Raw genomic sequence first — 26,137 nt, forward strand, 5'->3', positions numbered from 1 at the left:
ACTATCCTGTTTCGCCTGGTCTCTTTCCCGGAGTACCGGGCATAAGGAGATATAATGAAAGTTTTGTTGGTGGAAGATGACGCCACAACCATTGACTATATCGTCAAGGGATTTTCCGAGCAGGGATACAATATCGAAACGGCCAGTGATGGCCATCAGGGCCTGCTGCTGGCAACCAGTGGCCACTATGACCTGATGATTCTCGACCGGATGCTGCCTCAGCTTGACGGCCTTAAGGTGTTGGCCGCACTGCGCGCAACCGGAAATGAAACACCGGTACTTATCCTGTCTGCTCTAAGCCATGTCGATGAGCGCGTCAAAGGCCTGCGTGCCGGTGGCGACGACTATATGACCAAGCCCTTTGCCTTTTCTGAGCTGCTGGTTCGTGCTGAGAAACTGATGCAACGCGGCCAGTCCAAACCAGTACAAACCGCCATTAAGGTGGGTCCACTGGAGATGGAATTGCTGACCCGCAATGTCACTCTGGGTGGTCAGGAACTGATCCTGCAACCTAAAGAATTCCAATTATTAAAATACCTGATGGAACATGCCAATCAGGTGATCAGCCGTACCCTGCTGTTTGAGGCTGTGTGGGACTATCACTTTGACCCGCGCACCAATGTTATCGACGTACATATCGCCAAGCTGAGACGCAAGTTTGAGGAGCTGGGATATGGTGAGTTGATTGAAACGGTAAGAGGTGCAGGTTATCGGCTCCGTCAACGTTTTTAAGCCGCTTCAAAGCAGTGCCTGGCGAATAACCATTATCTTTACCACCCTGGTGACCCTTATCATCGGGGCACTGTTATTCGCCATGTACCGCGAGCTGATTCTGGAGCAGCAGCACCAGGTGGAGATCCACCTGGAGTCTGAGCGCATTCAATACCAGCAGCTGGCGCTGACCTCTGGCAGGCAGGCATTTGCTGCCCAGGTGCGAACTGCCGACCCCAAAACCATGTTGGTGGTATGGCAGCACGACAACCAGCTGGAGGGGGCTCTCAGTTTTATGCCGACGGATATGCCCTATCTGCCGGAAACCAAAGAGTTCCCGATTCTGACCGGTGGCCCGGAGAAGTTGCATATCTTCACCGGTGGACTGGTGCATACCCGTTATGGTCCTGTGCTGCTGGCAAGCCGTACCGATCAGCTGGCGACCTTGATCGATAAGTTCATCAGTGCTGCGGCGACGGCCATGATGGTGACGATTTTGCTCACGCTGGCGGCAGGCTACCTGTTCTCCAAGGCCTTACTGGGCCGTATGGTGAGATATAGCAAGCTGAGCCGACGCATTGAGCAGGGGCATTACGATACCCGTTTCCCCACATCCGAACATCCTGACGAGTTTGATATGCTGGCTACCCAGTTCAACCGGGTGCTGGATACGCTGCAGAACAATCTGGATGCGGTGCGTGGGGTAACTGACAATATCGCCCATGATCTGCGAACGCCCCTGAGCCATATCCGAATCGGCATTGAGGAGCTGGCCAACAAGCCAGCCGAAGAGGTACCGGAGAACTGTGCCGTGTTGATTGAGGAGCTGGATATGTGTCTGGCAACCTTCAACGCCATGCTGTCGTTGACCCGCATCGAAGAGGGGCAACAGAAGCTGGAGCTGCAACAGGTGAGCTTGGTGGATCTTTGCCGTGACCTGGAAGAGATGGCCTCTGCAGTGGCTGAGATGCAGGATCAACAGCTGTCGCTGACTACGGGCACTGACTGTCAGATCACAGGTGATAAGAGCTTGCTGTTTATGGCTCTGTATAACCTGATCGACAATGCCATCAAGTATTCAGGTGACGGCTCAGTAATCCGCATTGAACAGGAAGGTGCGGTCATCCGCATCAGTGATAATGGCCCGGGAATTCCCGAGTTGGATAAAGACAGGGTGTTTGAACGCCTGGTGCGTTTGGACCCCAGCCGCCACCACGCGGGTACCGGTCTTGGCCTGTCCATGGTAAAAGCGATATTATCCCGCCATCAGGCCCGGATTGAGCTCAGTGACAATCATCCCGGGTTGATGGTGACTGTCACGTTCCGGACCTAATTTTGTACCAAATAATTCAAGACGAGGCCGACTTCCTGGTGATCAGTAAGTCGGCCGATGTGCATTTTCACAGTCAGGATGGCGAAGCCGGGGTGGTTGCCCGGGTTGAGCTGGATCTGAATATTAAACTCTATCCGGTCCACCGGCTGGATACACCTACCTCAGGCCTGATCATCCTGGCCAAATCTTCCCAGGCGGCAGCACGTTTTACTGAGCTGTTCAGCGCCCATAAGGTACAGAAGTACTATCTGGCTCTGGCCAAAGGTAAGCCCAAAAAGAAACAGGGTTGGGTGATTGGTGATATGGCGAAATCCCGCCGTAGCCAATACAAGCTGCTGCGCAGTACGGCAAATCCCGCTGTGACTCAGTTTTTCTCGCAGTCGGTTGATGAAGGCATGCGCCTGTATCTGCTTAAGCCCTTGAGTGGCAAAACCCATCAGCTTCGGGTCGCGCTGGCCAGTCTTGGATGCCCAATCCTGGGGGATGCCTTGTATGGTGGTGAAGCCTCAGACCGTTGTTATCTGCATGCCTGGCAGTTGGAGTTCAACTATCAGGGGCTGGATTATCAATTCTGCGCAGAGCCGCTTCAGGGGGCTGCATTTGAGCTGGACGGCGTGAAGGCACAAATGGCTGCCTGGTCACCCGCCTCCCAGCAGCCCTGGCCAAAAGCCAAACCGGGCAAATAATCTGGGTTTCAGTCACCGCTTTTACTGATCATTCGCCCCTGCCGCTGCGTACTTCTGGAGACCAATAACCAATTCCGGAGACAAGGTGGCCAGCCGAATACTCTATCTGTTTGACCAGGACTTGCGACTGTCGGATAACTATGCGCTGATGCAGGCCTGCCTGCAGGCGGGTCAGTTGCAGTTGGTCGCCTATTTGCCCGACAACAACCAGGGTGACAGGTTTGGCAATCTGATGCTGGGTAAGCACAGACGCAGGTTTTTGCTGGAGAGCCTTCATCATCTGCAGCAGAGCCTGAGTTACCCCGGTCATCACCTTGAGCTGGTGACAGGTGACTGGCTGACAGGGATGGTGCAATTGGTTCGGGCCTGCCGGGCAGACAAACTCTTTTGCTCCCGTCCTCAGGGATATTGGGAGCGACGCAGACTTAAAGTCCTGCAACAGCAGTGTGGCGGCCTTGAGATCGTCCAGTTGGATACTGACACCCTGTTTCAGCACGCATTGCTGCCATTTAATCACCTCGACTTTCCCCGCAGCTTTAGCAAATTCAGAAAACTCGCCGACAGCAAGTTGAAGGTATCGGAGCCGATACTCAGCTCCGGGCACTGGCCTTCAGCTATTTCCAAAGTGAGGTTAACCCCGGAACTACCTGAGCTGACTGCCACAGTGAGCTCAGGTTATATCGGCGGCGAGTCCCAGGGAATGGCCAACTGGCAGGCTTATCTGGCCAGTGGTCATGCGCAGAGTTTCAAAGAGACCAGAGACAGACTGGATGGTTGGTATCAGTCCACCAAGCTGTCACCCTGGCTGGCATCGGGCTGTTTAAGTGTGCGACAGGTGTGGCATCAGCTGAGAGATTATGAAAGTCGCTGGGGCGGCAATGCCTCAACTGAGTGGATAGCGATGGAACTCTTGTGGCGTGAATACTTTCATTGGTACGGACATTTTTTCCCCAAAGCTCTGTTTTTGCAAAAAGGCCGATCAGGCAAAGGACTGGCTGGCTGTTTCTACCCGGAGAGATTCCGCAAATGGTGTGAAGGCAATACGCCCTGGCCTGTGGTGAATGCCTGCATGAATCAGCTTAACCAAACCGGCTATATGAGCAACCGCGGTCGTCAGCTGGTGGCCAGCGCCCTGATCCATGAAATGGGTATAGATTGGCGTGCCGGTGCCGGTTACTTCCAGCAGCAGCTGGTGGATTTCGATCTCCCTGTGAACTGGGGCAACTGGCAGTACATAGCCGGAGCGTTTGGCGGTCAGCAGCCAAAACACTTTGATCTTGCCTGGCAAACCGCAAAGCATGACCCGGCAGGTGAGTTTGTGCGCCTGTGGCGAGGGGATAAAGCAGATGATCAGTTGGATCATACTGACGCGGTGGACTGGCCATGCTGAAAAATGACAAGTTGAGGTGCGAGCACAGGCCCCCGGTTGCACTGGTATGGTTAAAGCGGGATCTGCGGTTGGAAGACCATGCACCACTTAAGGCGGCCATCGACTCAGGTTTTCCTGTTCTGGTGTTTTACAGCTTCGAGCCCAGCTTGATTGCTAATCCCCATTACAGCCAACGCCACTGGCGCTTTATTTGGCAATCTCTGGTGAATTTGCAGAGTCATCTACGGTTGATGGATGCGGGTTTGGCGGTGTTCAGAGATGAATTACTGTCAGTACTCGACAGGCTTGGCCAGAGTTTTGCCATTCGTCGCCTCTACAGTCACCAGGAAACAGGTCTGAATCAGACCTGGGAAAGAGACAAAGCGGTGGCTGACTGGTGTCATCAACATAGCGTGTTGTGGCATGAGTTCCCTTGCGGCGCCGTTGTTCGTGGCGCTGCCAACCGGGAGGGCTGGAATAGCCACTGGCAGCAGACAATGAGGGCGCCGCAGCAGACGCCTGAACTGGACCGGGGCAGATTTGTTACCTTTCCCACAGACTTTAAGCCGGACGATGCCTGGCTTGAGCAGCCCAACGGCATGCAGCAGGGAGGCGTTGATGCGGCCTGGCAGACGTTGGACAGTTTTTTTGAGTCAAGAGGGCAGGGTTATCACAAGGGCATATCCAGTCCAACCATCAGCCGTGAGACCTGCAGTCGCCTGTCTCCCTATCTCGCCTGGGGAAACCTGAGTCTGCGGCAGGTGTACCAACAACTGCTGGCTCACTGGTCTGAACCCGGCTGGCGTATGGCACTTAAGGCATTGTCTTCACGTTTGCACTGGCATTGCCACTTTGTACAGAAGTTTGAAAGTGAAACCTCAATGGAATGGCAAAGCGTTAATGCCGGTTACCGGCGGTTCCCATGGCGTCAGGACAAGCAGGGTTTGCTGGCCTGGCAGCAGGGCATGACAGGCTACCCGCTGGTGGACGCCAGTATGCGCTGCCTTGAGCAAACTGGTTATATCAATTTTCGTATGCGGGCCATGTTGGTGAGCTTTCTGTGTCACCATCTGCTGCTGGACTGGCGCGAGGGGGTACATCATCTGGCGCGACTGTTTCTCGATTTCGAACCCGGCATTCATTACCCCCAGTTTCAGATGCAGGCAGGCGTTACCGGCGCCAACACCATACGTATCTATAATCCGGTGAAGCAATCCAGGGAGCAGGATCCCAGAGGTGACTTTATTCGGCAGTGGCTGCCGGAATTGGCCAGTTTGCCCAATGAGCTTATTCATACACCCTGGGAGTTGGCTCCACTGGAAGCGGGTATGTATGGATTCAGTCCTGGCCGGGATTATCCGCAGCGGATTGTGGATATTGAGCACACCGGCTCCAGAGCAAGAGAGCTTTTGTGGAGTTGGCGCGCCAGACCTGCTGTCAGACGTGAAAAGGGTCGTATTCTGACCCGCCACACCAGACAAGCGTTGAAAGCAGGATCGCAGGCATGAAAGTACTCAGATTGATCCTGGGTGATCAGCTCAACGCTGCGCATTCATGGTATCAACACAGGGATGACAATTGTCTCTATTTGATCGCCGAGCTGCATCAGGAAACCCACTATGTGCGCCATCACGTGCAAAAGGTTTGTGGCTTCTTTGCCGCCATGGCCGGATTTGCCGACGCCCTCAAGCAAGCCGGACACAAGGTGATGCACCTGACCCTGGATGATACTGCCCAGGACAGGGATCTGCCTGCTCTGATTGAACGGATTTGCCGGGAGCAGCAGGTGACTCACTTTGAGTATCAGAGGCCTGATGAATATCGGCTTCAACAACAGCTGGGGCAGTTACAAAGCCGGTTGGCGGAGCAGGGTATAAGTTCTGATTGCGCCGATACCGAGCACTTTTTGCTGCCGTTTGAACAAATAGAGTCCCGCTTCGCCAAAGGCAAGCATGTGTTGATGGAGAGCTTCTATCGGCAGATGCGCAGGCAGACCGGAATTTTGATGACCGATGATAAGCCTGAAGGTGGCCGCTGGAATTTTGATGCCGATAATCGCCACAAGCTGAAACCGGCGGATATCGGGCAAATTCCTGAGCCCTTATGCTTTGACAATGATGTCAGCGCTATTCTGCAGCGGCTTGAACGACATGGGGTAAGCACCATGGGCAAGGCCGAACCCCGGCTGCTGTGGCCTGTCAGTCGCGCCCAATCCAGAGAGTTGCTGCAGTATTTTATCCGTCACTGCCTGCCGCTGTTTGGCCGTTTTCAGGATGCCATGACAGCTGACTCCCCCCACAGCTGGAGTCTGTATCACTCGCGTTTGTCATTTGCGCTGAACACCAAGATGCTGCACCCCACTGAGGTACTGCATCAGGCGCTGGCTGCCTGGCACAGTGGTGATGCGGATATAGCCTCTGTTGAGGGTTTTGTTCGCCAGATACTGGGGTGGCGTGAGTATGTCAGAGGCATCTACTGGCGCAATATGCCCGACTATGCCGATGCCAATCATCTTCAGGCCGGAGCAGCATTGCCTGAGTTTTTCTGGAATGGCGATACCCGTATGCAGTGTATGGCTGCCGCTATCGGGCAAAGTCTGCAAACCGCTTATGCCCATCATATCCAGCGATTAATGGTGACCGGTAATTTCAGTCTGCTTTGGGGCGCAGACCCCACGCAGGTGGATGCCTGGTATCTGGGTATTTATATGGACGCCATTGAGTGGGTGGAGATGCCCAACACCCGGGGCATGGCGCTGTTTGCCGACGGCGGCCTGATTGCTACCAAACCCTATGCGGCCAGCGGCAGTTATATCAATCGAATGAGCGACTACTGCAGCGGCTGCAGCTTTAATGTCAAAGCCCGCAGCAGTGAGGATGCCTGCCCATTCAACAGTCTTTACTGGGCCTTTATGGTGCAGCACAGAGAGAAGTTCAACCGTAATCCCAGGATCGGCATGATCTACCGTAACTGGGACAGGATGGATGAGGGCGAGCAGCAGGCGACTCTGGCCAGAGCCAGTGCAATCAAACAGGGCAAGGTTGAGCTTTAATCCTGTGACTTGATGGCGTCTGACCTGTTTCCCCGACAACGTTTGGAGCAGTAGATCACCTGGTCCCAGTGGTTGCGCCATTTACGACGCCAGCGAAACGGCCTCTGACAAACCGGGCAGATCTTTTCCGGTAGCTTGAGTTTGCGGTGCATATCTGATTTCTAGTGTCTAATAATCAGTGTGTTATACGCATAAGCAAAGGGGCATGATCAGCCCCGAGGTAGAAGTTGACACCGAAATAAAAAAGCAGCGGCTCTGGCGAGCCACTGCTTTTATTTATCCGGATGAGTCAGTGAAACTCAGCCGCAGACTTTACAGCCCGGCTGCTTGGGGAGTTTCATCTCTCTAAACTCCATAGTCATGGCATCCACCATCAACATGCGACCCGCCAGACTTTGACCCATACCTGTTAGTACCTTAATGGCCTCTGTGGCCTGCAGGCAGCCGATCATACCTACAACTGGGGCCAGAATGCCCGACTCCACGCAGGATAGCTGCTGCTCGCCAAACAAGGCGCTGAAGCAGTGGTAGCAAGGTGCGTCTTCGCTGTAGTCGAATACAGTGACTGTGCCTTCCATGCGGATGGCTGCGGCGGAGACCAAAGGTACCTTGTGCTTAAAGCAAGCGCTGTTGAGCTGCTCGCGCACCATCACATTGTCTGTGCAGTCCAGTACCAGAGTGTGCTTACCGACCAGCTCATCGATCTCTGGGTCATCCAGTACCGCGTTGATGGTATCAATCTGGATATGGGGATTGAGAGCGGTCAGGCTTTGCATGGCTGACTCTACCTTGGGCTGGCCTACATTGGCATCCTGGTGCAGTACCTGACGCTGGAGATTGGAGATCTCCACGGTATCAAAGTCCACCAGTGTCATCTGACCAATACCGGCCACTGCCAGATACTGGCTGGCAGCACAGCCCAGACCACCGGCACCGATAATCAGTACCCTGGCCAGTTTAAGTTTTTCCTGGCCATCGATATCCATGGCGCGGATAGAGATTTGTCGGCTGTATCTGAGCATCTCGGCATCAGACAACAGCTCTTGTGGGTGCTCACTCATTGGGAGTTCCTGCAAGGCGCCGACCTGGGTCGACACCTTTCGCTAATGATTAACTGAGAATTTCGTTGAACGGCTCGACATCCACCAGGGTGCCAGCCGGGGTATCACCCTGCATCTGTGGCATCACGATAAAGCTGTTGGCCAGACTCATGGAGGTCAGCATGCCTGACCCCTGAGAGCCAGTGGTGCACACTTCAAGCTCGCCCTGAGCGTTACGGCTGAGAATGGCGCGTTGGTACTCAACCCGACCCGGATGTTTGCGGATAGGGCTGGTCAGGGTAGCTTTCACGCTCAGGCTGGGTTGAGGCGGCAGGCCCTGCATTTTTTGCAGCAGTGGCATCACGATTTTATAGAAGGTCACCATGGAGGACACTGGGTTACCCGGCAGGCCACAGAAAACAGCGTCACCCAGCTTACCGAAGGCAAAAGGTTTGCCCGGCTTGATGGCCATCTTCCAGAAGGTGATTTCGCCCTCTTCATCCAGAATTTGTTTGGTGTAGTCGGCATCACCCACAGATACACCACCTGAGGTCAGCACCATATCGGCATTGCAGGAGGCTTCCAGAAAGGCAGCGCGAATCGCTTCCGGATCATCGGCAATCACACCCAGATCCAGCCAGTTAACACCGGCTTTTTGCAGCAGGCCCAGAATCGAGTAGCGGTTGGAGTCGTAGATCTGACCCGGTGCCAGATCGCTGCCCACTGGACGCAGTTCATCTCCGGTAGAGAAGAAAGCGACTGTCAGTTGACGGTATACCCGCACCTGGCTCTGGCCTATGGTTGCCAGTACGCCCATTTCGGCGGCACCGATTCGGATCCCTTTTACCAACACCTTGTCACCGGCTTTCAGCTCTTCGCCGCGGCCACGCACATTGGCGCCTGTGGCATCCGGGGCTTCAATGGTGATCAGCTCGCCATCGGCCTGAGTTTTCTCCTGCATCTGCACTGTGTCATAACAGGCTGGCAATGGCGCACCTGTCATAATGCGGATACAAGTGCCCTGCTGATATTCGCCCTCATAGGGGTGACCGGCAAAGGAGTAGCCCGCCAGTTTCAGGGTGCTGCTTTGTTGCAGATCTGCCAAACGGAAAGCATAACCATCCATAGAGGAGTTATCGAAAGGAGGCAGATCAAGCATGGAGGCCAGATCTTCAGCCAGAATACGACCCATAGCCTGATTGAGCTGGACGACTTCTGTGTCAGCGGTTGGCTGTACCTGATCAAGCAGTTTGGGAATGGCTTGATCCGGATGCATCAGTCCCGGATGGCTACATGGATCTTGCTTGGCTTGCATATGAACTCCCTGCATAGGTTTCGCGATAGGCTGGTGGCCGCTATTATGCCACGGCCGTGCAGGATGACTATATGATCCCTGAGGCAAAAACCATCAAGGATTAGCCTTTGGGTCAGGTGGCGTTGGAGCCGATATTGGATACTCCGCCGGTTGGTGCCGAATCCAGCTTCACCTGCTGGCCATCCTGCAGGGTTTCGGCGCCGCGGATCACCACTTTATCGCCCTCTTTCAGCCCGCCTTCCACCGCAATCCATTTACCTTCGCCATCTCCGAGGGCTACATCAATTTTTTCGGCGGTGTTGTCGGCATTGATACGGAATACACTTGCACCGGCTGAGCGCAGCACTATGGCATCTCTGGGGACCAGGGTAGTAAGCCTTGCAGGGGCAACCGGCAGGGCTAAAGACACAAGTTCGCCGACACTGAACAGCTCCTGCATCTCCAATGGCAGGTCCAGTCTGGCTTCAAAGGTTTGGGAGCGTACATCCGAGACCGGGATCAGACTGCGGATGCGGGCGGTAAATTCCCCTTCGGCGTGGTAGATCCTCAGCTCGTCATTGGCCTTCACTCTGCGGCTGTGTTTCAGCGGTGCGTGCAGGCGTATCTCCAGATTGTCCGGATCTGTGATGGCGACAACTGACTCGGAGGGACCTATATCTTCCCCGGCCTGGTGCAATCTTTGAGTCACGATACCGGCAAAAGGGGCCTTCAGCTCAGTGCGGGCCAATGAGTCGGCAATCAGGTCAGTTTTGATTTGTGCCAGCTCCAGATTGTTGTGGGCCAATTCCAGTTCGGCTTTGGCATCATCCAGCTCGGTTTGGGTGACGCCGTGACTGTTCTCCAGACTCTGCAGTCGACTGTAGTTGCGTTTTAATTTATTGAGTGTGATCTGCTCTCGTTTGGTCATCGCCTGCTGTTCAGCCAGTTGCAGTTTAAGCCGGGTTTGCTCGAGCCTGGCGACAATATCTCCCGCATTCACTCTGGTGCCGGCTTCCTGCACCCATTCCAGCTTGCCACTTACGCCAGCGGTCAGTTCGGCGCTGTTGCGGCTGTGCACTGACCCGATCACCATAATCTTGGGAGACAGGGGACGATTTTCCACTTCGGCTACGGCTACCAGCCGGGCAGGGGTGTCTGCCGCCATCAAAGCGCCGGAGATAAGTGGGCTTATCAGTAAAACTGCGGTCAGCAGTGATGCAGTGAGTTTGCTGTTCATTGACTTACCTCTGGGTTCATCTGCTGAGTATGGGATAAGTGTTGGGACTTTGCCGCTCCGGCCAATTGCAGCAGGCTGGGCATCAGGATCAGGGTAAACAGGGCGCTGAAGGTCATACCGCCAACAATCACCGCGGCCAGACCCCGGTAGATCTCGCTGCCAACGCCAGGTACCAGTACCAGCGGCAGCATGCCAAAAATGGAGGTCAGGGTACTCATGTAGACGGGACGTGCGCGGGTGGCGACAGCCTGATAAATGGCGTCATCCAATGACAGGCCATCGCGGCTGCCCTGACGGGTTTGGTCAACCAGCAGAATGGCGTTATTAACCACCAATCCCATCAGAATGATAAAGCCAATCATGGTCAGCAGATCCAGGCTCTGGAAACTGATGAGATTGAGCAGCTGCAGGCTGATCACCCCGCCACATACCGCCATAGGCATAGACAGCAATACCAGCACACTGTCTTTGGGAGACTTGAACAAAGCTGCCATCAGCAGGAACAGAATAATCACCGCCAGCAGGAAGTTGGTGCCCATATCTGTGATGGTCTGATTCAGTCTGTCGGCCGTGCCGCGGAATGCCAGTGAGGCATCGTCGGGCAGGCTGGCGCGTATGGCATCCAGAGTACCTGACTGGAGGACCTCCATGGCTTCGTCCATTGACATATCTTCAGGTGGGAACACCAGCAGAGATACCGCACGCTTGCCGTTCACCCGCTGCAGTTGGGTTGGTCCCACGGTTCTGCGTATCTGCGCGAGTTCGCCTACAGTCTGGATCCCGGCCGAACGGGTGAATACCGGCGTGGCAGCCAGTTGCTCAGGTACATCCCATTCCGGCCCCTTGAGCAGCACATCCATACGTTCATTACCGTCGAAGTACTCCCCCACAAACAGACCTGAGGTATAGGCGCGAATTGCATTGGCTATCTGGGTTCTGTCGACACCGGCCTGGGCCAGACGACGTTCATCCGGAACCAGTTGCAGCTCAGGCTGGGCCAGCGACAACCCCGGCAGCGGGCGCACTGTGGCACCGGGCAAAGCTTCATTGATCATTCCCATGCTGGTGGCGGCGACCTGCATCAGGGCTTCCATATCCGGCCCCTGCAGATCGATATTGATGGAGCGGCCGCCATTAAAGCCAAATTGCAGCAGTGATCCCCGGCTGGGGAAGGCTTGAGTGTCGGGCAGATCCACCAGAATCTTTTCCCTCAGGTGTTGGATCATCTCATCAATGCGGGCCGGGTCTTCAGGATAGATAAACAACACATTGAAGGCGCCGAACACAGAGAAGTTATAGCCCTTGATATAGGGCTGTTGCTGTTTGTCATAGTATGGCTTGAGCCGGTCGACAATCAGGGTACCCAACTCCCGGTTCATGGTTTCAATATTGGCGCCGGGAGGCAGCGAGAAGAAGGTAAAGATACCGTCTGATCTGGCCTGGGGCAGAAAGTCCGGTCTGGGCATCAAGAGTATGGCAATGGCAGAGGTCCCCAAAATCAACGCGGCGCACCAGGCTGATGCTTTGGCCCTGCTGTTGGTTAACGAGCGGATCAGCGCTGTGAGTCTGTTCCACAGACTGTGAATTTCTGTGTGCTGAGGCAGCTTGAGCCATAGCTGATTGAATACAGGAATGATGGTAATCGCGCTGAAGAAGGAGGAAACCACTGCCACCGACAGGGTTAATGCCAGGTCTGAAAACAGCTGTCCTTCAACGCCCGGCATAAAGAGTACTGGCAGGAAGATGGCGACTGTAGTGGCTGTGGATGCCAGCAGGGCACCTTTTACCTGCGCTGTGCCCTGGAGTATGGCGTCCATGGCGGCCATTCCCTGTTGTCGCAGCCGCACTATGTTTTCCTGCACTATGATGGCTGCATCCAGCACCAGACCGACGGCAAAAGCCAGGCCCGCCAGCGAGATAACATTCAGAGTTCTGCCCATGGCATCCAGCACCATAAAGGCGATCAGCAAGGCAACGGGAATGGTAGAAGCGATAATCAGGGTGGCCTGCACATTACGCAGGAAGGCATAGAGGATCAACATAGCCAACAACACGCCTATGCCCAGATTCCCCTTAACCAGCAGAATAGCCCGCTTGATATGGATGGATGCGTCGAAGGAGAGCTCCATGGTCAGGCCTTTGGGATTCAGCACCTGCTCATTCAGTTCTGCAATAGCCAGATTTACATCATCCAGTACGGCGACCGTATTGGCATCGAAGGTTCCTTCCACAGTGATGTAGTAAGCCGGGTAACCGTTACGCTTGGTAAAGCCTCTTTGCTCCGAGGTGGTGACGGTGACATCCGCCAGTTCATTCAGATAGACGGGGCGGCCATCGTTGTAAGTGACGATCAGGCTGCCCAGATTTTCCGGGGTGTATTTACCCACAAAACGCACTGTGTATTCGCGCCTGCCCACCTTGGCAGTACCACCGGAAATATCCGCCGCCCGAGAGATAGTGCTGCGCAGCTGGTCGAGTGTGATACCCAGTGCGGCGGCCCGGTAAGGGTCAAACTCAATATGCAGTTCTTTGGGGCGTCGGCTTTGCATCTGCACAGCACCGACACCGGTAATTTGTCTCAGTCTCGGCTCCACCAAATCATCAAACAGCTTTTGATAGCGGGCGACATCGGTTTCCGGGTTGTCCGGCAGGGTATAAATCAGCAGTGAGGCCAGGTTGGGGGTACCGCCGTTACCGCCACCAACATTGATGAAGGGCTCGCCTGCATCCAGCGGACGGGGTGGGGTTTGATTGAGGGCGTTGATGACATTGATCATCGCCGCCTGCATATCGCTGCCCACTTCAAAGGTGAGGGTAATGGAGCCGAATCCCTGGCCAATATTGGCGTTCATCTCTACCACGCCGGGGACCTGACGCAGCACGTTTTCCTGAGGCTCGATAATATTGGATTCCATCTCCTGAGGCGCTGCACTGCGCCAGTTATTGAAGACGGAAATTTGCGGTTGGCTGATATCGGGTAGCAGCTGGATGGGAAGTTTGGCAATGGCCAGGGCACCGAAGATCAGGATCAACAACAGGGCAACCAGAGTGGCAGCCGGATTTCGGGTACTGGTTTGGGTAAGGTTCATTGCTGTGCGTCCTTGTCGCCTTCCGAGCCAGATAATCCTATCGGCCGTTCACAATTCCATGTGTAACTTATGGTTAGCAAATGTAACACAAGCAAGTGATTCAAGTGCACATTTGAGGGTAATTTATGATTTAATTCATTGCTTTTAATCAGGCCCTTCCCGACAATGTGGAGGTTGTATTTTGAATATGTTTACAAGAGGGACAGATATGCTGGCCGCGGCGATGATCGAAAAGCTGAATGAACAGATCAATATGGAGTTCTTCTCCTCCAACCTGTATCTGCAGATGAGTGCCTGGTGCGAAGACAAAGGATTTGAAGGGGCTGCCAAGTTTATGCGTGCCCACGCAGCTGAAGAGATGGAGCATATGCATCGCCTGTTCACCTATGTGAGTGAGACGGGCGGTATGCCACTGCTGGGTGCTATTGAAGCGCCGCAGGCAGAGTTCCCGTCACTGTTGGCGCTGTTTGAACACACTCTTGAGCATGAGCAGATGATCACTGCTGCAATCAATCAGCTGGCTCACACTGCCTTTACCTCTCAGGATTACTCGACCTTTAACTTCCTGCAGTGGTATGTGGCTGAGCAGCACGAAGAAGAGAAGCTGTTCAAGTCTATCGTCGACAAAATTCGCCTGGTGGGTGAAGACGGTAAGGCTCTGTTCTTTATCGATAAAGATCTGGAAGTGATGGCTTCTAAAGAGAGCGCCAGCATTATGCATGACCCGGGTGCGTCTGCCTGATAGTCTGTATTCAGTCACTAAAAAAGCAGCCCACTGGCTGCTTTTTTGTTACTTACACAAGCTTAACTGGCGGTCGCTATTTCACGCTCAAGCCGATAAGCAGCCAGATCTTCAATGGATAGTACCGCGTAACCATGTGTCTGACCAAACTGAATAATTTCCGCCAGCCTGGCCATGGTGCCATCCTCATTGGTCAGCTCGCACAGCACGCCGGCTGGCTTTAGTCCAGCCAGGCGCATCAGATCAACTGTGCCTTCGGTATGACCGCGACGTCCCAGCACACCTCGTGGATCTGCCCGCAGCGGGAAGACATGACCGGGTCGAGCCAGATCTGCTGGTTTGGCATCATCTGCGATAGCAGCTTGAATAGTGGTGACCCTGTCGGCCGCACTCACCCCTGTGGTGACGCCATGGCTGGCCTCAATGGTCACGGTAAAGGCGGTGCCATACTGACTGGTGTTGCTGTTGACCATGGGGGGCAGGTCCAGCTGTTTTAACCTGTCATCTGTCATGCACAGACAGACTATGCCACTGCATTCGCGGATCAACTGCGCCATTTGCGGCACGGTTAACAGCTCTGCACTGAAGATGAGATCACCTTCGTTTTCCCGGTTTTCATCGTCGACCAATAACACGCCTTTGCCTTGTTTAAGGGCATCGAGTGCAAGTTCGACTCTTTGATTGGCATCGCCAAATTGGTTTAGTAAGGACTGATCCATAATAAGTTTCCTCAATAATTGGAAGTTAGGATCAGGGCACAGGAAAGCTGCGGCCTGAAACGCTGGCCACAGGTACAGACAGACGCTCAACAGATACCCACAGGGGATACCCGCGGTTACGGCGCGTCTTTACTGACATTCTCTTCCATCCGGACTCAGTGCGTCGATTGCTCGGCGCTCATTACCGTCGGCTCCGGAGTTTCACCGGATCTGCTTGTCCCTGTCATACCGCTCGGCTGACAGGCGCTCGCGGGCTGATTTCAAACACTTAATCCCATAGAATAAGCAATGAAAATTACCGCCGGTGGGGAGTTTCACCCCGCCCTGAGAACAAACCAACCGGGTTTCGATACCCGATCAGCGGGTACATAGTGCGAGTTTCTGAGCAACAAGGCAAGCCGGAGAAGGGCGAAAAAAACTGGTATTTGTACATGGTGCGATGCGCCGGCGGCCAGTTGTATACCGGGGTTACCATCGACGTGGACAGACGCTTTGCCGAGCATTGTGCCAATGGCAAGAAGACTGCTCGTTTCCTACGGGGTAAAGGGCCTTTAACTCTGGTGTATCGTGAGCTGGTGGGGGATAAAGGTGATGCCCTCAGGCGGGAGGTTGCAGTAAAAAAACTCAGCCGCAATCAGAAATTGGCACTGATTGGCGACTGAGAAAGCGCTACTGTCCAGGGAGTGGTAAGCAGCGGTATTAGGGTGGACTCCGGCGACAACAAACTGCCGGAACCACGTCGGGAACTGTTAACTCAGTATTACTTCAAGGTCACTTTGCCTTCGACACCGTCGACACTCAGGCTGCCTGAGCCTTCATCGATAATGTTCAGGCCGCCTGTATTGCGCACAGTGATATCCCCTGAGCCATCGTCTATGGTCACCATGCCGGTGACATCTTTGATACGCATGCTGCCAGAGCCGTCATCTATAGTGACACTGCCCTGAACCTGGGTAATGGCGATATCACCTGAGCCGTCTTCGATATCCATGCTGCCATTGTGATTGCGGATACTGATGCTGCCGGAGTTATCATCCAGTTGCAGCTCACCACTGGCATTGCTGATACTGATATCACCACTGCCATCTTTGATATTCATGGGGCCCGCGGTTTCCTGCAGTGAGATGCTGCCGCTGCCATCACCTATTTTGACCGCCTTGCCGCCTAACACCCGGATATCACCTGAGCCGTCTTCGATTTCGACATTACCTGTGGCGCCTGACAGGTTGATACTGCCGCTGCCATCATTAATCTCGACGTTATTACCCCCCTGGATTTTGATATCACCTGAGCCATCCTTCACCTCCAGATTCAGAGACTTTGGCATTTCGACTGTGACATCAATAGAAGGGCTGTCGCCCCAGTTAATCTGGATCTGGTCGTCAATTTTGGCAATCAGTCGGGCGGTATCGCCACGGCGCCCCAGTATCAGCTCATATTTCATGTCCGCATCACCATAGATGTCGGCTTTAACCCGGATGCTATCCAGGCCTTCTACACCTTTGATGACCAGATGACCTGCACCTGTTTCTGCATCCAGAGCAGTAATACCGGATGCACTCAGGTTAAGGTTACGGCTTTCCAGAAATTCGGCGTTGTGACTGCCGGCGTTGACGTTGATAACACAGCCGCTGAGTCCAATAGCGATAGCAGAGGCGATAAGAGCTTGGCGAAACATAGTGATAATCCTTCTGTTGTACAGCCGACTGATTCGATATCTCCCTGAACCAATCTGTGGGTAGCGCGCCCACAAGAGCTGATTTGTCTGTTGTTGTTTTGGCTACAGCAGATAGCAGCTAACGTGCCAAAGTTATAACCGATTGATTTTGTTTGTTATATTTTGACTGGTGGTGTTTGGCGTCGACGTGAGTTGGTATTTGTCACTAATTTCCAGCAGGATAGCCAACATCGAGTGAGTAAATTCACCACCTTGATTTTCGCTCTGGCTTGATTGTCAGAGTCAGTAATGGAGTAAGTACCATGGAAGAGTATCTGGAGATTAATCGTAAAGGGTGGGATGCCAGAACCCGCATCCATCTGGACTCCAGTTTTTACGATGTACCCGGTTTTCTGGCCGGTAAATCTTCACTGAACGAGATTGAGCTGGATGCACTGGGGGACGAGGTAAAGGGTAAAAGCCTGCTGCACCTGCAGTGCCATTTTGGTCTGGATACCCTGTCCTGGGCCAGACTGGGAGCCGAGGTTACAGGGCTGGATCTCTCCACCGAAGCCGTTAATCAGGCCAGAGAGCTGGCAAGTAAGGCCGGATTGGTGGCTGAGTTTGTCTGTGCCGACGTATATAGCGCCAGGCAGGAGCTGCAGCAGGAGTTCGATTTTGTATTCAGCTCCTATGGCGTACTGTGCTGGCTGCCGGATCTGGATAAATGGGCACCAACCATAGCGGCCAGTCTGAAGTCGGGTGGCACATTTTTACTGGCGGAGTTCCATCCCGTACAGGCTCTGCTGGAAGGCTACAGCTACTTTAATCAGCCTGAGCCGGATATGGAGCAGGAAGGAACCTATACCGAGAATGCCGGTGCTGACAGTGAACTGTTCGCGACCTGGTCTCACAGTGTGTCGGAAGTGATCAATGCGCTGTTAAAAGCGGGATTACAGCTGGTGGAGTTTAAAGAGTATGACTTTAGCCCCTACAACTGTTTTGAAGGCCTGGTTGATGCCGGTGATGGCCGATATATGTTGCAGCACGGCGAGCAGAGCGTGCCGCTGGTTTATCGCATCAGGGCGGTAAAACCCTGAGTGAAAACAATACCGCAGGCTTGATTGGCTCGCAGGGGAAGGCCAAAAAGCGATTAACCATAATGCGCTCACTTAAAAGCTGATTAAAGGTTGCGACAGGTATATTGAAAAGGGCTGCACTGGGTGCAGCCCTTTTGCTATTCACAGTGCTTACAGACCTTTATGCGGACTGAAAAACTCAATTCATAGTTGATCTGTTAACCCCTACCGGAAATCAGAGGCCTTTATGTGGACCAAACACTTCATAGTGTATTTGGGCATCGGCTACGCCCATGGTGGTTAGCTGAGCCTTAACATGAGCCATAAAGCCTACTGGACCACAGATGTAGAAGTCACCATTGGTCGGCAGAGTGCCATTGATAGCGTTCAGATCCATGGTACCGGCAAAGTCATAATGGCTGCCCTGAATATCCGTCGCGCCAGGTACTCTGTACCAGGTGTAGGCGGCCAGTTTGTTATGCTGCGCCAGCTTATGGTTAATCTCTTCACCGAAGGCGTGGGCAGCGCCATCTTCACTGGCGTGCAGCCACAGAGTCTCAGCGGTTTCACCAGTCAGACGTTGATTAAGCATGCTCATAACAGGTGTCAGACCAACGCCACCTGAGATCAGGGTCAGTGGCTTTTCTGCTGAGGTTTTCAGGAAGAAGTCACCGGCGGGAGGGATAACAGCCAGCTCGTCACCTACAGCAAATTTGTCGTGTAGTAACTGGGAAACCACACCCTCAGGGTCGCGCTTCACACTAATGCGGTAGCTTTTGCCGTTGGGGGCATCAGACAGTGAATACTGACGAATTTCGATATTTTCCAGGTCCGGATGTACCACCTTAAGGCTCAGGTACTGACCAGGTTCAAATCCCATGACCGGGCCGCCATCTACTGGAGTCAGTTCGAAAGAGGTGATCACTGAGGACTCCTGCTTTTTGGCTGTGATCCGGAAATTACGGGTTCCGCGCCAGCCACCGTCATGAGCCGCGGCATCATCATAAATTTGAGATTCGCGCTGGATAAAGATATCGGCCAGCAAACCATAGGCCTTACCCCATGCATCTATGACCTCATCAGTAACCGCTTCGCCGCCCAGCTCTTTCAGGGTTTCCAGCAGGTGATGGCCGACAATATTGTACTGCTCAGCTGTAATCAAAAAGCCTGTGTGCTTTTGGGCTATCTTCTCTACAGCCGGGCCCAGTGCCGCCAGATTGTCGATATTTTTGGCATAGGCAGCCACAGCGTTGAACAGGGCGACAGGTTGATCGCCTTTACGCTGGTGGGCCAGGTTAAAGATATCTTTTAGCTCAGGATGGTGGCTGAACATGCGCTGGTAAAAGTGCTTGGTCAGCTCCGGGCCGGCAGACTCCAGCAGAGGGATGGTGCTTTTCACAACTGAAATTGTTTTTTGATCCAACATATTTAGCGACCTCTAAATTTAAATGTGTATTTAATTTGCATGTTTTGAGGTAAATCTATAGCTGCATTTAATATAGATCAATAAAAATAGTCTGCAGATGTGGTAGGAAGTGATCTATGTCACTTTTAACCTAATCAAACACTTACAAAATAAATGGTTATTCCTTGTCTCTGTCCAGCAGCACGGGACCGGGTCCATGTTCCGCCAGTTTGTCATCCTGGTTGTAGATGGGGCAGTTCTTCATCGACAGGCAACCGCAGCCGATACATCCACCCAGGGAATCCCGTAGCCGCTGCAGATATCGAATACGCTTATCCAACTCTTGCTGCCAACTGACTGCCAATTTATCCCAGTCATCAGAGGTTGGGGTTCGATTGTCCGGCAGGCTGGCAAAGGCCTGCTTTATCTGCGCCAGACTAACGCCAACCTTCTGTGCCGCTTTAATGACTGAGACCCGGCGGAACACATCTTTTTGATATCTGCGTTGATTACCGGCATTGCGCCAGCTTTTGATCAATCCCTTCTCTTCATAGAAGTGCAGGGCCGACACTTTTACCCCGCAGCGGCGGGCTACATCTCCCACTGAAAACTCCATTTCTGCCTCCTGATGAAAAAAATCCAAAAAAGTACTTTACCTCAAGTTAACTTGAGGTTTTAGGCTTGTAACCAAGTTAACAAATGGGAGTGCGCAAATGAACACTCAACCCTGGGATCGATTTTTAGCTTTGTTACAGCAACTTTTTAATCAGGTAATGGAAAACAAGTAGGAGGGCAGGATGATCAGACTCGAACATATCAATTTAGTGGTGGCGGATATCGACGCCATGATCAGCTTTTATGGCGCAGCTATGCCTCACTGGCATGTGCGAGGTGGTGGCGACGGCACCTGGTACGGTAAGCCCAGACGCTGGTTGCACTTTGGCGATGAGTTCAGCTATATCGCGCTGAGTGATAATGGCGAAGGAGATAACCGTAACCTGGAAGGCCATCAACAGGGGCTGGCGCACTTTGCCTTTGTTACCAGCGACCTTAACGCCCTGAGAAAACGGATGCAGGACGCCGGATACAGTATCGCCAAAGAGGGACAACCGACCGAATTCAGGGACAATGTTTACTATGTCGACCCGGCGGGTTTTGAAGTGGAGTTTGTCAGCTACCTGAGTGATAACCCTGAGGAAAGAAACAACTATGACTGAGGCAAGGGAGAGCAAGGCTGCATTAAGAATAGCCATAGTATATTTCAGCCGAACCGGGGTGACGGCGCAAATGGCTGAAGCGATCGAACAGGGGATTGAAACCTTCCCCCAGGTTGAAGTTATCAGGCATCAAATCCAGGGAAAGGAGATAGTGGAAGGGCGGTTTGCAAATTCTGCTCTGTTCGAAGCGCTGGCCGGATGTCACGCTATTATTTTCGGCTCACCCACCTATATGGGCTCAGTGGCTGCTCAGTTTAAGGCGTTCGCCGACGCCAGTTCAGATCTTTGGTGTGACCAGCTCTGGACTGACAAACTGGCCGCCGGTTTTACCTGCGGCGGTTCCCCCAACGGCGATCAAAGCTCAAGCCTGCACTATATGGTGACTCTGGCCAGCCAGCATGGCATGTTGTGGCTTGGGTTGGATGCTGCCGCTGGCTACAGGGATAAAGGTGTCAATCGCCTGGGGTGCCAACTGGGGGCCTCGGCTCATGCTCCCGAGGGAGAGCTGCATGTAGAAGACAGAAAAACCGCCCGGTATCTCGGGCGGCGGGTGGCAGAGCAGGTGCTGAGGTTTTCCCCTCAGTCGGGCTCTGATTACAGAGCTCTCAGCACAGGGTAAACCTGATACTCATTGTCGAAGTAGGGACTGCGCTCGTAGAACCAGCGCAGTCTGGCTTTGGGGTCTGCCTTAAAGGCTTCGTCCTGCTCAAGCTTGGCTTCAAACTCAGCCTTCAACCCGGCATCATTGGCCAGCATCTGGGCCGCCATGGGTTCTACCGCGTAATCTTCAATATATTCGGTACGGGTAAAGATGGGGTTGAACAGGCCCCATTGCAGCAGGGAGTCCGGCGACTGAGGCTCCAGCAACAAAATGGCCAGATCTCCCAGAGGTTGTTTGGTATCAATTTTCACTGTACCTGCGGGCAGTGTTTCAGTGACAAACCGCTTGCTGACATCAGTCTTTACTCTTTGCCTGCCTTCATAGTCTTTGTTATCAAACTCAGGATTGGTCAGTTGATACTGTTCGGCGCGCACTTGTGTTGGTGTTTCCAGTCGGGTCATGCGGATACCATGAATCTCCAATCTGTCGATCACCTCCTGCCACTGAGCCGGGACATAGTAAGCGGCCGGTCGGCTGACGCTGATGGCAGGCTTGGTTTTGCCTTCCAATGGCAGGGCTTCATAGAGTCTGGGTTCGCCGGTCCAGCGAACCACCTCTGCGCCACTGATGGGGCTGGTCTCCAGACGATAATCTATGCCTTTAAAGTCCCAGGTGAAGGCTTGGGTCTCGCTTTCCCATGCCAGTGTCACCCTGTCCAGATAGGCGTATTTGTCCTTATGTATTGCGGCTCTCAGGCTGACAGTCTCATCAGCTAAGGTTTTCAAGGTTTGCTCCATCATCACATAGGTGCCCAACACCCTCTGTTTGTAAGGCTTGAGGCTGTGGTTTTCAATCAGCACTGTGGGCAGGTGTCTGGCATCGCCATAGCCATTGGAAAATCGGGGGGAGGGATTCCAGTAGCTCATGCCTTTACTGATATCGGTTTTATCCAGGGCAAACACCAGTGAGCCAGGAACATGGCCTGCCTGGGTCAGGGCCTGGTCCACTGCTGGACGCCAACGCTTCTCCAGCCAGTCAAAGCTGGCAGGGCTAAGCCCCTGTTTGACGTTATAGCCATAGGTCACATCGTACTGATAGTCGATACCATCGGTGACATGTACGTCGATATAGAGATCAGGTTGCCAGATATTGATGGCCCGCAGCATATGCTGCATCTCAGGGGTATCAGCCTTGGCATAGTCCCGATTCAAATTGAGGTTGGTCGCCGTGGTGCGCCAGCCCATATCCACTGGGCCACGTTGATTTACCCTGTTAGTGTCGCTCTGGCGTTCGTGGCCATCGACACTGAAAATAGGGACAAACAGCAGATTGGCATGTTCCAGCAGCGTCCCTTTGTCACCAGTCACCATATCCCGCAGCAGCATCATTCCTGCGTCTTTGCCATCGATTTCACCGGAGTGAATGCCAGCCTGAATAAGGACAGTGGGCTTTCTGTGCTGCTTCAGCTCAGTGGGCGTTGCGACCCCCTCTTTGGTGGCGATAACCATCCAGATCTCTCTGCCCTGAGGGCTGGTGCCCAAACTGACCTTATTCAGCATGGGAGAGTGTTCAACCAGCTTATTCAGCCAGGCCATAGTGGCTTCATAATCCGGGCTGACCTTGCCATCACTCAGCTCAAACTCAGTCACCCAGGGATGGTCTGTGCTCTTCATCAGGGCTTCACTGGCACCATGCCACTGGATAATGGGAGGCAATATTCCGTCGTTAACATAGTCAGCGGCGATTTGCGGGACAGCTTGCTGCTCGGCAAGGCTTATCTGGGTCAGTCCAAGCAATGACAGTCCGAGCAATGATCGGGTGAAGGTTCTTTGGTTCAAAGAGCTGGGAAACAGAAGGCTGGGCATGGGATCTCCGGAGGCGGTTTTGTCCCCGCGGACACCGCTCGCTTTATAGTCAGTGCACATAAACTGCTCAACACGGACTGGCTTGTCAAGCGTGCTACAGCTAACTCATTGTTCTCGGGAGCACTCTTTATTTATACCGGGGTGAATTGGCTGGGGCGGACAATAAAAAACGGCCCCCTGAGGAGCCGCCTTTATATCGGTCAACATAGCTTGTATATACAAGCAAATTGTCGTCTTGGTTAACCCTTTGGACCTGCTTTGCGAATGGAGTCCGGCACCTGATACTTGGCAAAGTTCTCGTTGAAGGCTTTGGCCAGCTTGGCAGCGTACTCAGCGTAAGCAGCTTTGTCTTCCCAGGTATTTACCGGGTTGAGCAACTGGCTGTCTACGCCAGGAACTGCAACTGGTACATCCAGGTTCAATGCATCCAGGTGTTCGGTTTCAACATCTGCCAGTTCACCGGACACAATGGCATCAACAATGGCTCGGGTAACCGGGATGTCAAAGCGCTTGCCCACACCGTAAGGACCACCGGTCCATCCTGTGTTTACCAGATACACCTGGCTGCCGAAGGATTCGATGCGCTGCATCAGCAGTTCAGCGTACACTCCTGCCGGGCGTGGGAAGAAAGGAGCACCGAAACAGGTGGAGAAGGTAGACTGAATGGCTGAGGTGCTGCCCATTTCAGTTGAACCTACTTTGGCTGTGTAGCCAGACAGAAAGTGGTAAGCGGCTTGCTCTTTGGACAGGCGGGATACCGGTGGCAGTACACCTGACACATCGCAGGTCAGGAACACCACAGCATTAGGCTCTGCACCACGGTTGATCTCAACACGACGACCAATGTGCTCCAGCGGATAAGCGGCGCGGGTGTTTTCGGTCAGGCTGGAGTTGGTGTAGTCAGGGACACGTTGCTCATCCATAACGACATTTTCCAGTACGGTACCGAAACGTATGGCATCCCAGATCACTGGCTCATTTTTCTGGCTCAGGTCGATACACTTGGCGTAGCAACCACCCTCAATGTTGAACACACCGCCCGGTGCCCAGCCATGCTCGTCATCGCCGATCAGGAAGCGCTTGGGATCAGCAGACAGAGTGGTTTTACCTGTGCCAGACAGACCAAAGAACAGAGTGGTGTCGCCCTGCTCGCCCACATTGGCGGAGCAGTGCATTGGCAGTACGCCTTTGGCTGGCAGCAGGAAGTTTTGCACCGAGAACATGGACTTCTTCATCTCACCGGCATACTTAAGACCGGCAAGCAGTACCTTGCGCTCAGCAAAGTTGATGATAACTGTGGCATCTGAGTTGGTGCCATCACGTTCAGGGACACACTCAAAACCCGGGGCATTCATAATCTGCCAGTGGGCTTTACCGGCAACATTGTACTGCTTTGGCTCGATAAACAGGTTGCGGGCAAATACCTGATGCCAGGCATATTCGGTGGTGACTTCAACCGGTAGATAGTGCTCAGGATCAGCACCCACCTCCAGTTCAGAAACAAACACCTCTTTACTGCTGAGATAGTCGCTGACCCGGTTCCACAGGGCGCTGAATTTGTCCTGCTCGAAGGGTTTGTTGACGCTGCCCCAGTCGATGTCGGCTGCAGAGTCGGCGTCTTTTACAATGAATCTGTCGTTGGGGGAACGACCGGTACGCTCGCCGGTCTTCGCCACCAGGGCACCGTTTGCTGTCAGTTGCCCTTCGCCCCGGGCAATGGCCAGCTCAATCAGTGCTGCCGTGGTGAGGTTCTTATGTACGCGGTTGGCTCCGTCCGCCATAAGTGGAGTCTCCATTATCTTGTAGGGTCTGTCGGGTGTTGGCCAATCGGTTCTAAACCGACTGCCGCAGATGCCAAATTGTTCTTATCTTTACCCGTGATTTACGGTCTATGCCGCTTGCTTGTGATCAATTCGGGTGTTAGGTGGCCTCTGTAGCGAAATTGTAACTTAAGGGTGCAGGTTTTGTAATGGAAAATCTGGATGAATTTTGCTCTTTTTTGGTATGACCAATGAACCTTGAAGGCAAGAGTGAGTGCGGGATTGACGGGTTTTTGTTGTGATAACAGTGTCGGAAACACTGGCTTGGGCTGTAAATGATGGTGCAGCGGCGATAATCATATAAAAAAATACCCCATCACGCGGGATGGGGCATTGTCTTATATAGGTAAGCAATAGGACTTATTGTTGAGTGTTTGGTGCACTCTGATTGGCAAAGATGCCTTCTACATCTATGGCATCGAAAACATAGTTGCTGTTGCAGTACTCACAACCCATTTCGATCTTACCGGTTTCAGCCAGAATCGAGTCGATTTCAGCTTTATCTACGGTACGAATCGCAGCGGCACTGCGCTCACGTGAGCAGGTGCACTTGAAGCTTACTGGCTGAGGATCAAACAGGCGAACCTCTTCCTGGTGATACAGGCGGTGCAGCACTTCTTCTGCATCCAGCTCCAGCAGCTCTTCTGCCTTGATGGTGGCTGTCAGCTGAGTCAGGTGCTCATACTCTTCATTATCACCACTCTGGCTTGGCAACACCTGCAGCAGCATACCGGCCGCTTTGTGCTCGCTGGTAAACAGCCAGATACGGGTCGGCAGCTGCTCAGATTGAGCGAAGTACTCTTCCAGACATTCGGCCAAGGTTGGCTTATCCAGCGCAACCACGCCCTGATAGCGCTCACCTTCGTCAGGAGTCAGGGTGATCACCATATAACCTTTGCCAAACAGATCGGCCAGGGTGGCGTCGTCAGCCAGTTCACCTTGGTAACGGGCAACACCGCGCATCTGCTGTTCATCGTTACCATTGATAACCGCCAGAGATACAGGACCATTGCCCTGCAGCTGAATGCCGATATCACCGTTGAACTTAAGTGTTGCAGTCAGCAGTGAAGTTGCGGCCAGCAGTTCACCCAGCAGATGCTTGATCACCTGTGGGTAGTCGTGGGTGCCCACTATGCTTTGGAAGCTCTCTTCCAGTTGAACCAGTTCGCCACGCACATCGGCGTTCTCGAACAGGTAACGATACAGTTTGTCTTGGCTCAT

General features: G+C 53.3%; 22 protein-coding genes, 1 pseudogene and 1 riboswitch. Of the genes and pseudogenes, 11 read left to right on the top strand and 12 right to left on the bottom strand.

All coding sequences use genetic code 11. The features are described from left to right. Window positions 1-54 precede the first annotated feature (54 nt). From L2725_RS20580 to L2725_RS20605, 6 genes are all read left to right on the top strand, one after another. Window positions 55-732, top strand: coding sequence for a response regulator transcription factor (locus tag L2725_RS20580; protein ID WP_115139143.1), 678 nt, complete (start codon window positions 55-57; stop codon window positions 730-732). A gap of 49 nt (window positions 733-781) precedes the next feature. Then, window positions 782-2,044 carry a sensor histidine kinase gene (locus L2725_RS20585; protein ID WP_249250727.1) on the top strand — a complete coding sequence of 421 codons (1,263 nt, stop codon included), beginning with the start codon at window positions 782-784 and terminating at the stop codon, window positions 2,042-2,044. A gap of 2 nt (window positions 2,045-2,046) precedes the next feature. Continuing rightward, window positions 2,047-2,730, top strand: coding sequence for a TIGR01621 family pseudouridine synthase (locus L2725_RS20590; RefSeq protein WP_249250684.1), 684 nt, complete (start codon window positions 2,047-2,049; stop codon window positions 2,728-2,730). 85 nt (window positions 2,731-2,815) lie between these two features. Beyond that, window positions 2,816-4,120 (top strand): DASH family cryptochrome, encoded by a 1,305-nt coding sequence (locus L2725_RS20595; RefSeq protein ID WP_249250686.1) that lies wholly within the window; start codon window positions 2,816-2,818, stop codon window positions 4,118-4,120. Next, window positions 4,114-5,607, top strand: coding sequence for an FAD-binding domain-containing protein (locus tag L2725_RS20600; RefSeq protein WP_249250687.1), 1,494 nt, complete (start codon window positions 4,114-4,116; stop codon window positions 5,605-5,607). Before L2725_RS20595 ends, L2725_RS20600 begins: the two co-directional genes overlap by 7 nt. Next, entirely contained in the window at window positions 5,604-7,151 is a 1,548-nt protein-coding gene (locus L2725_RS20605) for a cryptochrome/photolyase family protein (protein WP_249250688.1), read from the top strand. The genes L2725_RS20600 and L2725_RS20605 overlap by 4 nt, the downstream gene beginning before the upstream one ends. On the opposite strand, the gene L2725_RS20610 is transcribed toward L2725_RS20605, so the two are convergent. The 5 genes from L2725_RS20610 to L2725_RS20630 form a co-directional block, all read right to left on the bottom strand. Then, window positions 7,148-7,303: a DUF2256 domain-containing protein gene (locus L2725_RS20610; protein ID WP_249250689.1), complete on the bottom strand. Its 156-nt coding sequence runs from the start codon at window positions 7,301-7,303 to the stop codon at window positions 7,148-7,150. The two genes, L2725_RS20605 and L2725_RS20610, sit on opposite strands and share 4 nt — an antisense overlap. Window positions 7,304-7,450: 147 nt before the next feature. Beyond that, window positions 7,451-8,212, bottom strand: a complete 762-nt coding sequence (moeB, locus tag L2725_RS20615; RefSeq protein ID WP_249250690.1) for a molybdopterin-synthase adenylyltransferase MoeB — start codon at window positions 8,210-8,212, stop codon at window positions 7,451-7,453. Window positions 8,213-8,261: 49 nt separating this feature from the next. Beyond that, window positions 8,262-9,506 carry a molybdopterin molybdotransferase MoeA gene (gene moeA, locus L2725_RS20620; protein ID WP_249250691.1) on the bottom strand — a complete coding sequence of 415 codons (1,245 nt, stop codon included), beginning with the start codon at window positions 9,504-9,506 and terminating at the stop codon, window positions 8,262-8,264. Between the two features lie 112 nt (window positions 9,507-9,618). Beyond that, a complete protein-coding gene (locus L2725_RS20625; RefSeq protein ID WP_249250692.1) occupies window positions 9,619-10,722 on the bottom strand; it encodes an efflux RND transporter periplasmic adaptor subunit in 1,104 nt (367 codons plus the stop codon). Next, on the bottom strand, window positions 10,719-13,811 hold the full coding sequence (locus L2725_RS20630) for an efflux RND transporter permease subunit (protein ID WP_249250693.1): 3,093 nt from the start codon (window positions 13,809-13,811) through the stop codon (window positions 10,719-10,721). The genes L2725_RS20625 and L2725_RS20630 overlap by 4 nt, the downstream gene beginning before the upstream one ends. A 208-nt stretch (window positions 13,812-14,019) precedes the next feature. Between L2725_RS20630 and ftnA the strand changes: the two genes are divergently transcribed. Next, window positions 14,020-14,553 (top strand): non-heme ferritin, encoded by a 534-nt coding sequence (gene ftnA, locus L2725_RS20635; protein WP_115139133.1) that lies wholly within the window; start codon window positions 14,020-14,022, stop codon window positions 14,551-14,553. Window positions 14,554-14,615: 62 nt separating this feature from the next. On the opposite strand, the gene ribB is transcribed toward ftnA, so the two are convergent. Then, window positions 14,616-15,272, bottom strand: a complete 657-nt coding sequence (gene ribB / locus L2725_RS20640; RefSeq protein ID WP_249250695.1) for a 3,4-dihydroxy-2-butanone-4-phosphate synthase — start codon at window positions 15,270-15,272, stop codon at window positions 14,616-14,618. Window positions 15,273-15,405: 133 nt separating this feature from the next. Continuing rightward, a riboswitch (FMN riboswitch) is annotated at window positions 15,406-15,608 on the bottom strand. Between the two features lie 77 nt (window positions 15,609-15,685). On the opposite strand from ribB, the pseudogene L2725_RS20645 reads away from it, so the two are divergent. Continuing rightward, window positions 15,686-15,934: pseudogene (locus L2725_RS20645) on the top strand (GIY-YIG nuclease family protein); the annotation flags it as partial. Window positions 15,935-16,032: 98 nt separating this feature from the next. Here L2725_RS20645 and L2725_RS20650 read toward each other — a convergent pair. Then, window positions 16,033-16,950 carry a DUF4097 domain-containing protein gene (locus L2725_RS20650; RefSeq protein WP_249250696.1) on the bottom strand — a complete coding sequence of 306 codons (918 nt, stop codon included), beginning with the start codon at window positions 16,948-16,950 and terminating at the stop codon, window positions 16,033-16,035. A gap of 302 nt (window positions 16,951-17,252) precedes the next feature. On the opposite strand from L2725_RS20650, the gene L2725_RS20655 reads away from it, so the two are divergent. Continuing rightward, window positions 17,253-18,029, top strand: a complete 777-nt coding sequence (locus L2725_RS20655; RefSeq protein ID WP_249250697.1) for a class I SAM-dependent methyltransferase — start codon at window positions 17,253-17,255, stop codon at window positions 18,027-18,029. 214 nt (window positions 18,030-18,243) lie between these two features. On the opposite strand, the gene hmpA is transcribed toward L2725_RS20655, so the two are convergent. Both hmpA and soxR read right to left on the bottom strand, forming a co-directional pair. Next, the gene (hmpA, locus tag L2725_RS20660; RefSeq protein ID WP_249250698.1) at window positions 18,244-19,434 is read right to left on the bottom strand and encodes an NO-inducible flavohemoprotein; all 1,191 of its coding nucleotides are present in this window, start codon (window positions 19,432-19,434) and stop codon (window positions 18,244-18,246) included. A gap of 157 nt (window positions 19,435-19,591) precedes the next feature. Then, on the bottom strand, window positions 19,592-20,029 hold the full coding sequence (soxR, locus tag L2725_RS20665; RefSeq protein WP_249250699.1) for a redox-sensitive transcriptional activator SoxR: 438 nt from the start codon (window positions 20,027-20,029) through the stop codon (window positions 19,592-19,594). Window positions 20,030-20,210: 181 nt separating this feature from the next. Between soxR and L2725_RS20670 the strand changes: the two genes are divergently transcribed. Both L2725_RS20670 and L2725_RS20675 read left to right on the top strand, forming a co-directional pair. Continuing rightward, the gene (locus tag L2725_RS20670) at window positions 20,211-20,630 is read left to right on the top strand and encodes a VOC family protein (protein WP_249250700.1); all 420 of its coding nucleotides are present in this window, start codon (window positions 20,211-20,213) and stop codon (window positions 20,628-20,630) included. Continuing rightward, window positions 20,623-21,249, top strand: a complete 627-nt coding sequence (locus L2725_RS20675) for a flavodoxin family protein (RefSeq protein ID WP_249250701.1) — start codon at window positions 20,623-20,625, stop codon at window positions 21,247-21,249. Before L2725_RS20670 ends, L2725_RS20675 begins: the two co-directional genes overlap by 8 nt. Here the strand turns inward: L2725_RS20675 and L2725_RS20680 are convergent. The 3 genes from L2725_RS20680 to hslO all read right to left on the bottom strand — a co-directional run bounded on the left by L2725_RS20680 (window position 21,225) and on the right by hslO (window position 26,137). Further along, window positions 21,225-23,096 carry a M14 family metallopeptidase gene (locus tag L2725_RS20680; protein ID WP_249250702.1) on the bottom strand — a complete coding sequence of 624 codons (1,872 nt, stop codon included), beginning with the start codon at window positions 23,094-23,096 and terminating at the stop codon, window positions 21,225-21,227. The two genes, L2725_RS20675 and L2725_RS20680, sit on opposite strands and share 25 nt — an antisense overlap. Window positions 23,097-23,335: 239 nt before the next feature. After that, window positions 23,336-24,877 carry a phosphoenolpyruvate carboxykinase gene (locus tag L2725_RS20685; RefSeq protein WP_249250703.1) on the bottom strand — a complete coding sequence of 514 codons (1,542 nt, stop codon included), beginning with the start codon at window positions 24,875-24,877 and terminating at the stop codon, window positions 23,336-23,338. A 399-nt stretch (window positions 24,878-25,276) separates the two neighbouring features. After that, the gene (gene hslO, locus L2725_RS20690) at window positions 25,277-26,137 is read right to left on the bottom strand and encodes an Hsp33 family molecular chaperone HslO (RefSeq protein WP_249250704.1); all 861 of its coding nucleotides are present in this window, start codon (window positions 26,135-26,137) and stop codon (window positions 25,277-25,279) included.

Origin of the sequence: Shewanella corallii (assembly GCF_023349125.1) — a bacterium.
Taxonomy (GTDB): domain Bacteria; phylum Pseudomonadota; class Gammaproteobacteria; order Enterobacterales; family Shewanellaceae; genus Shewanella; species Shewanella corallii.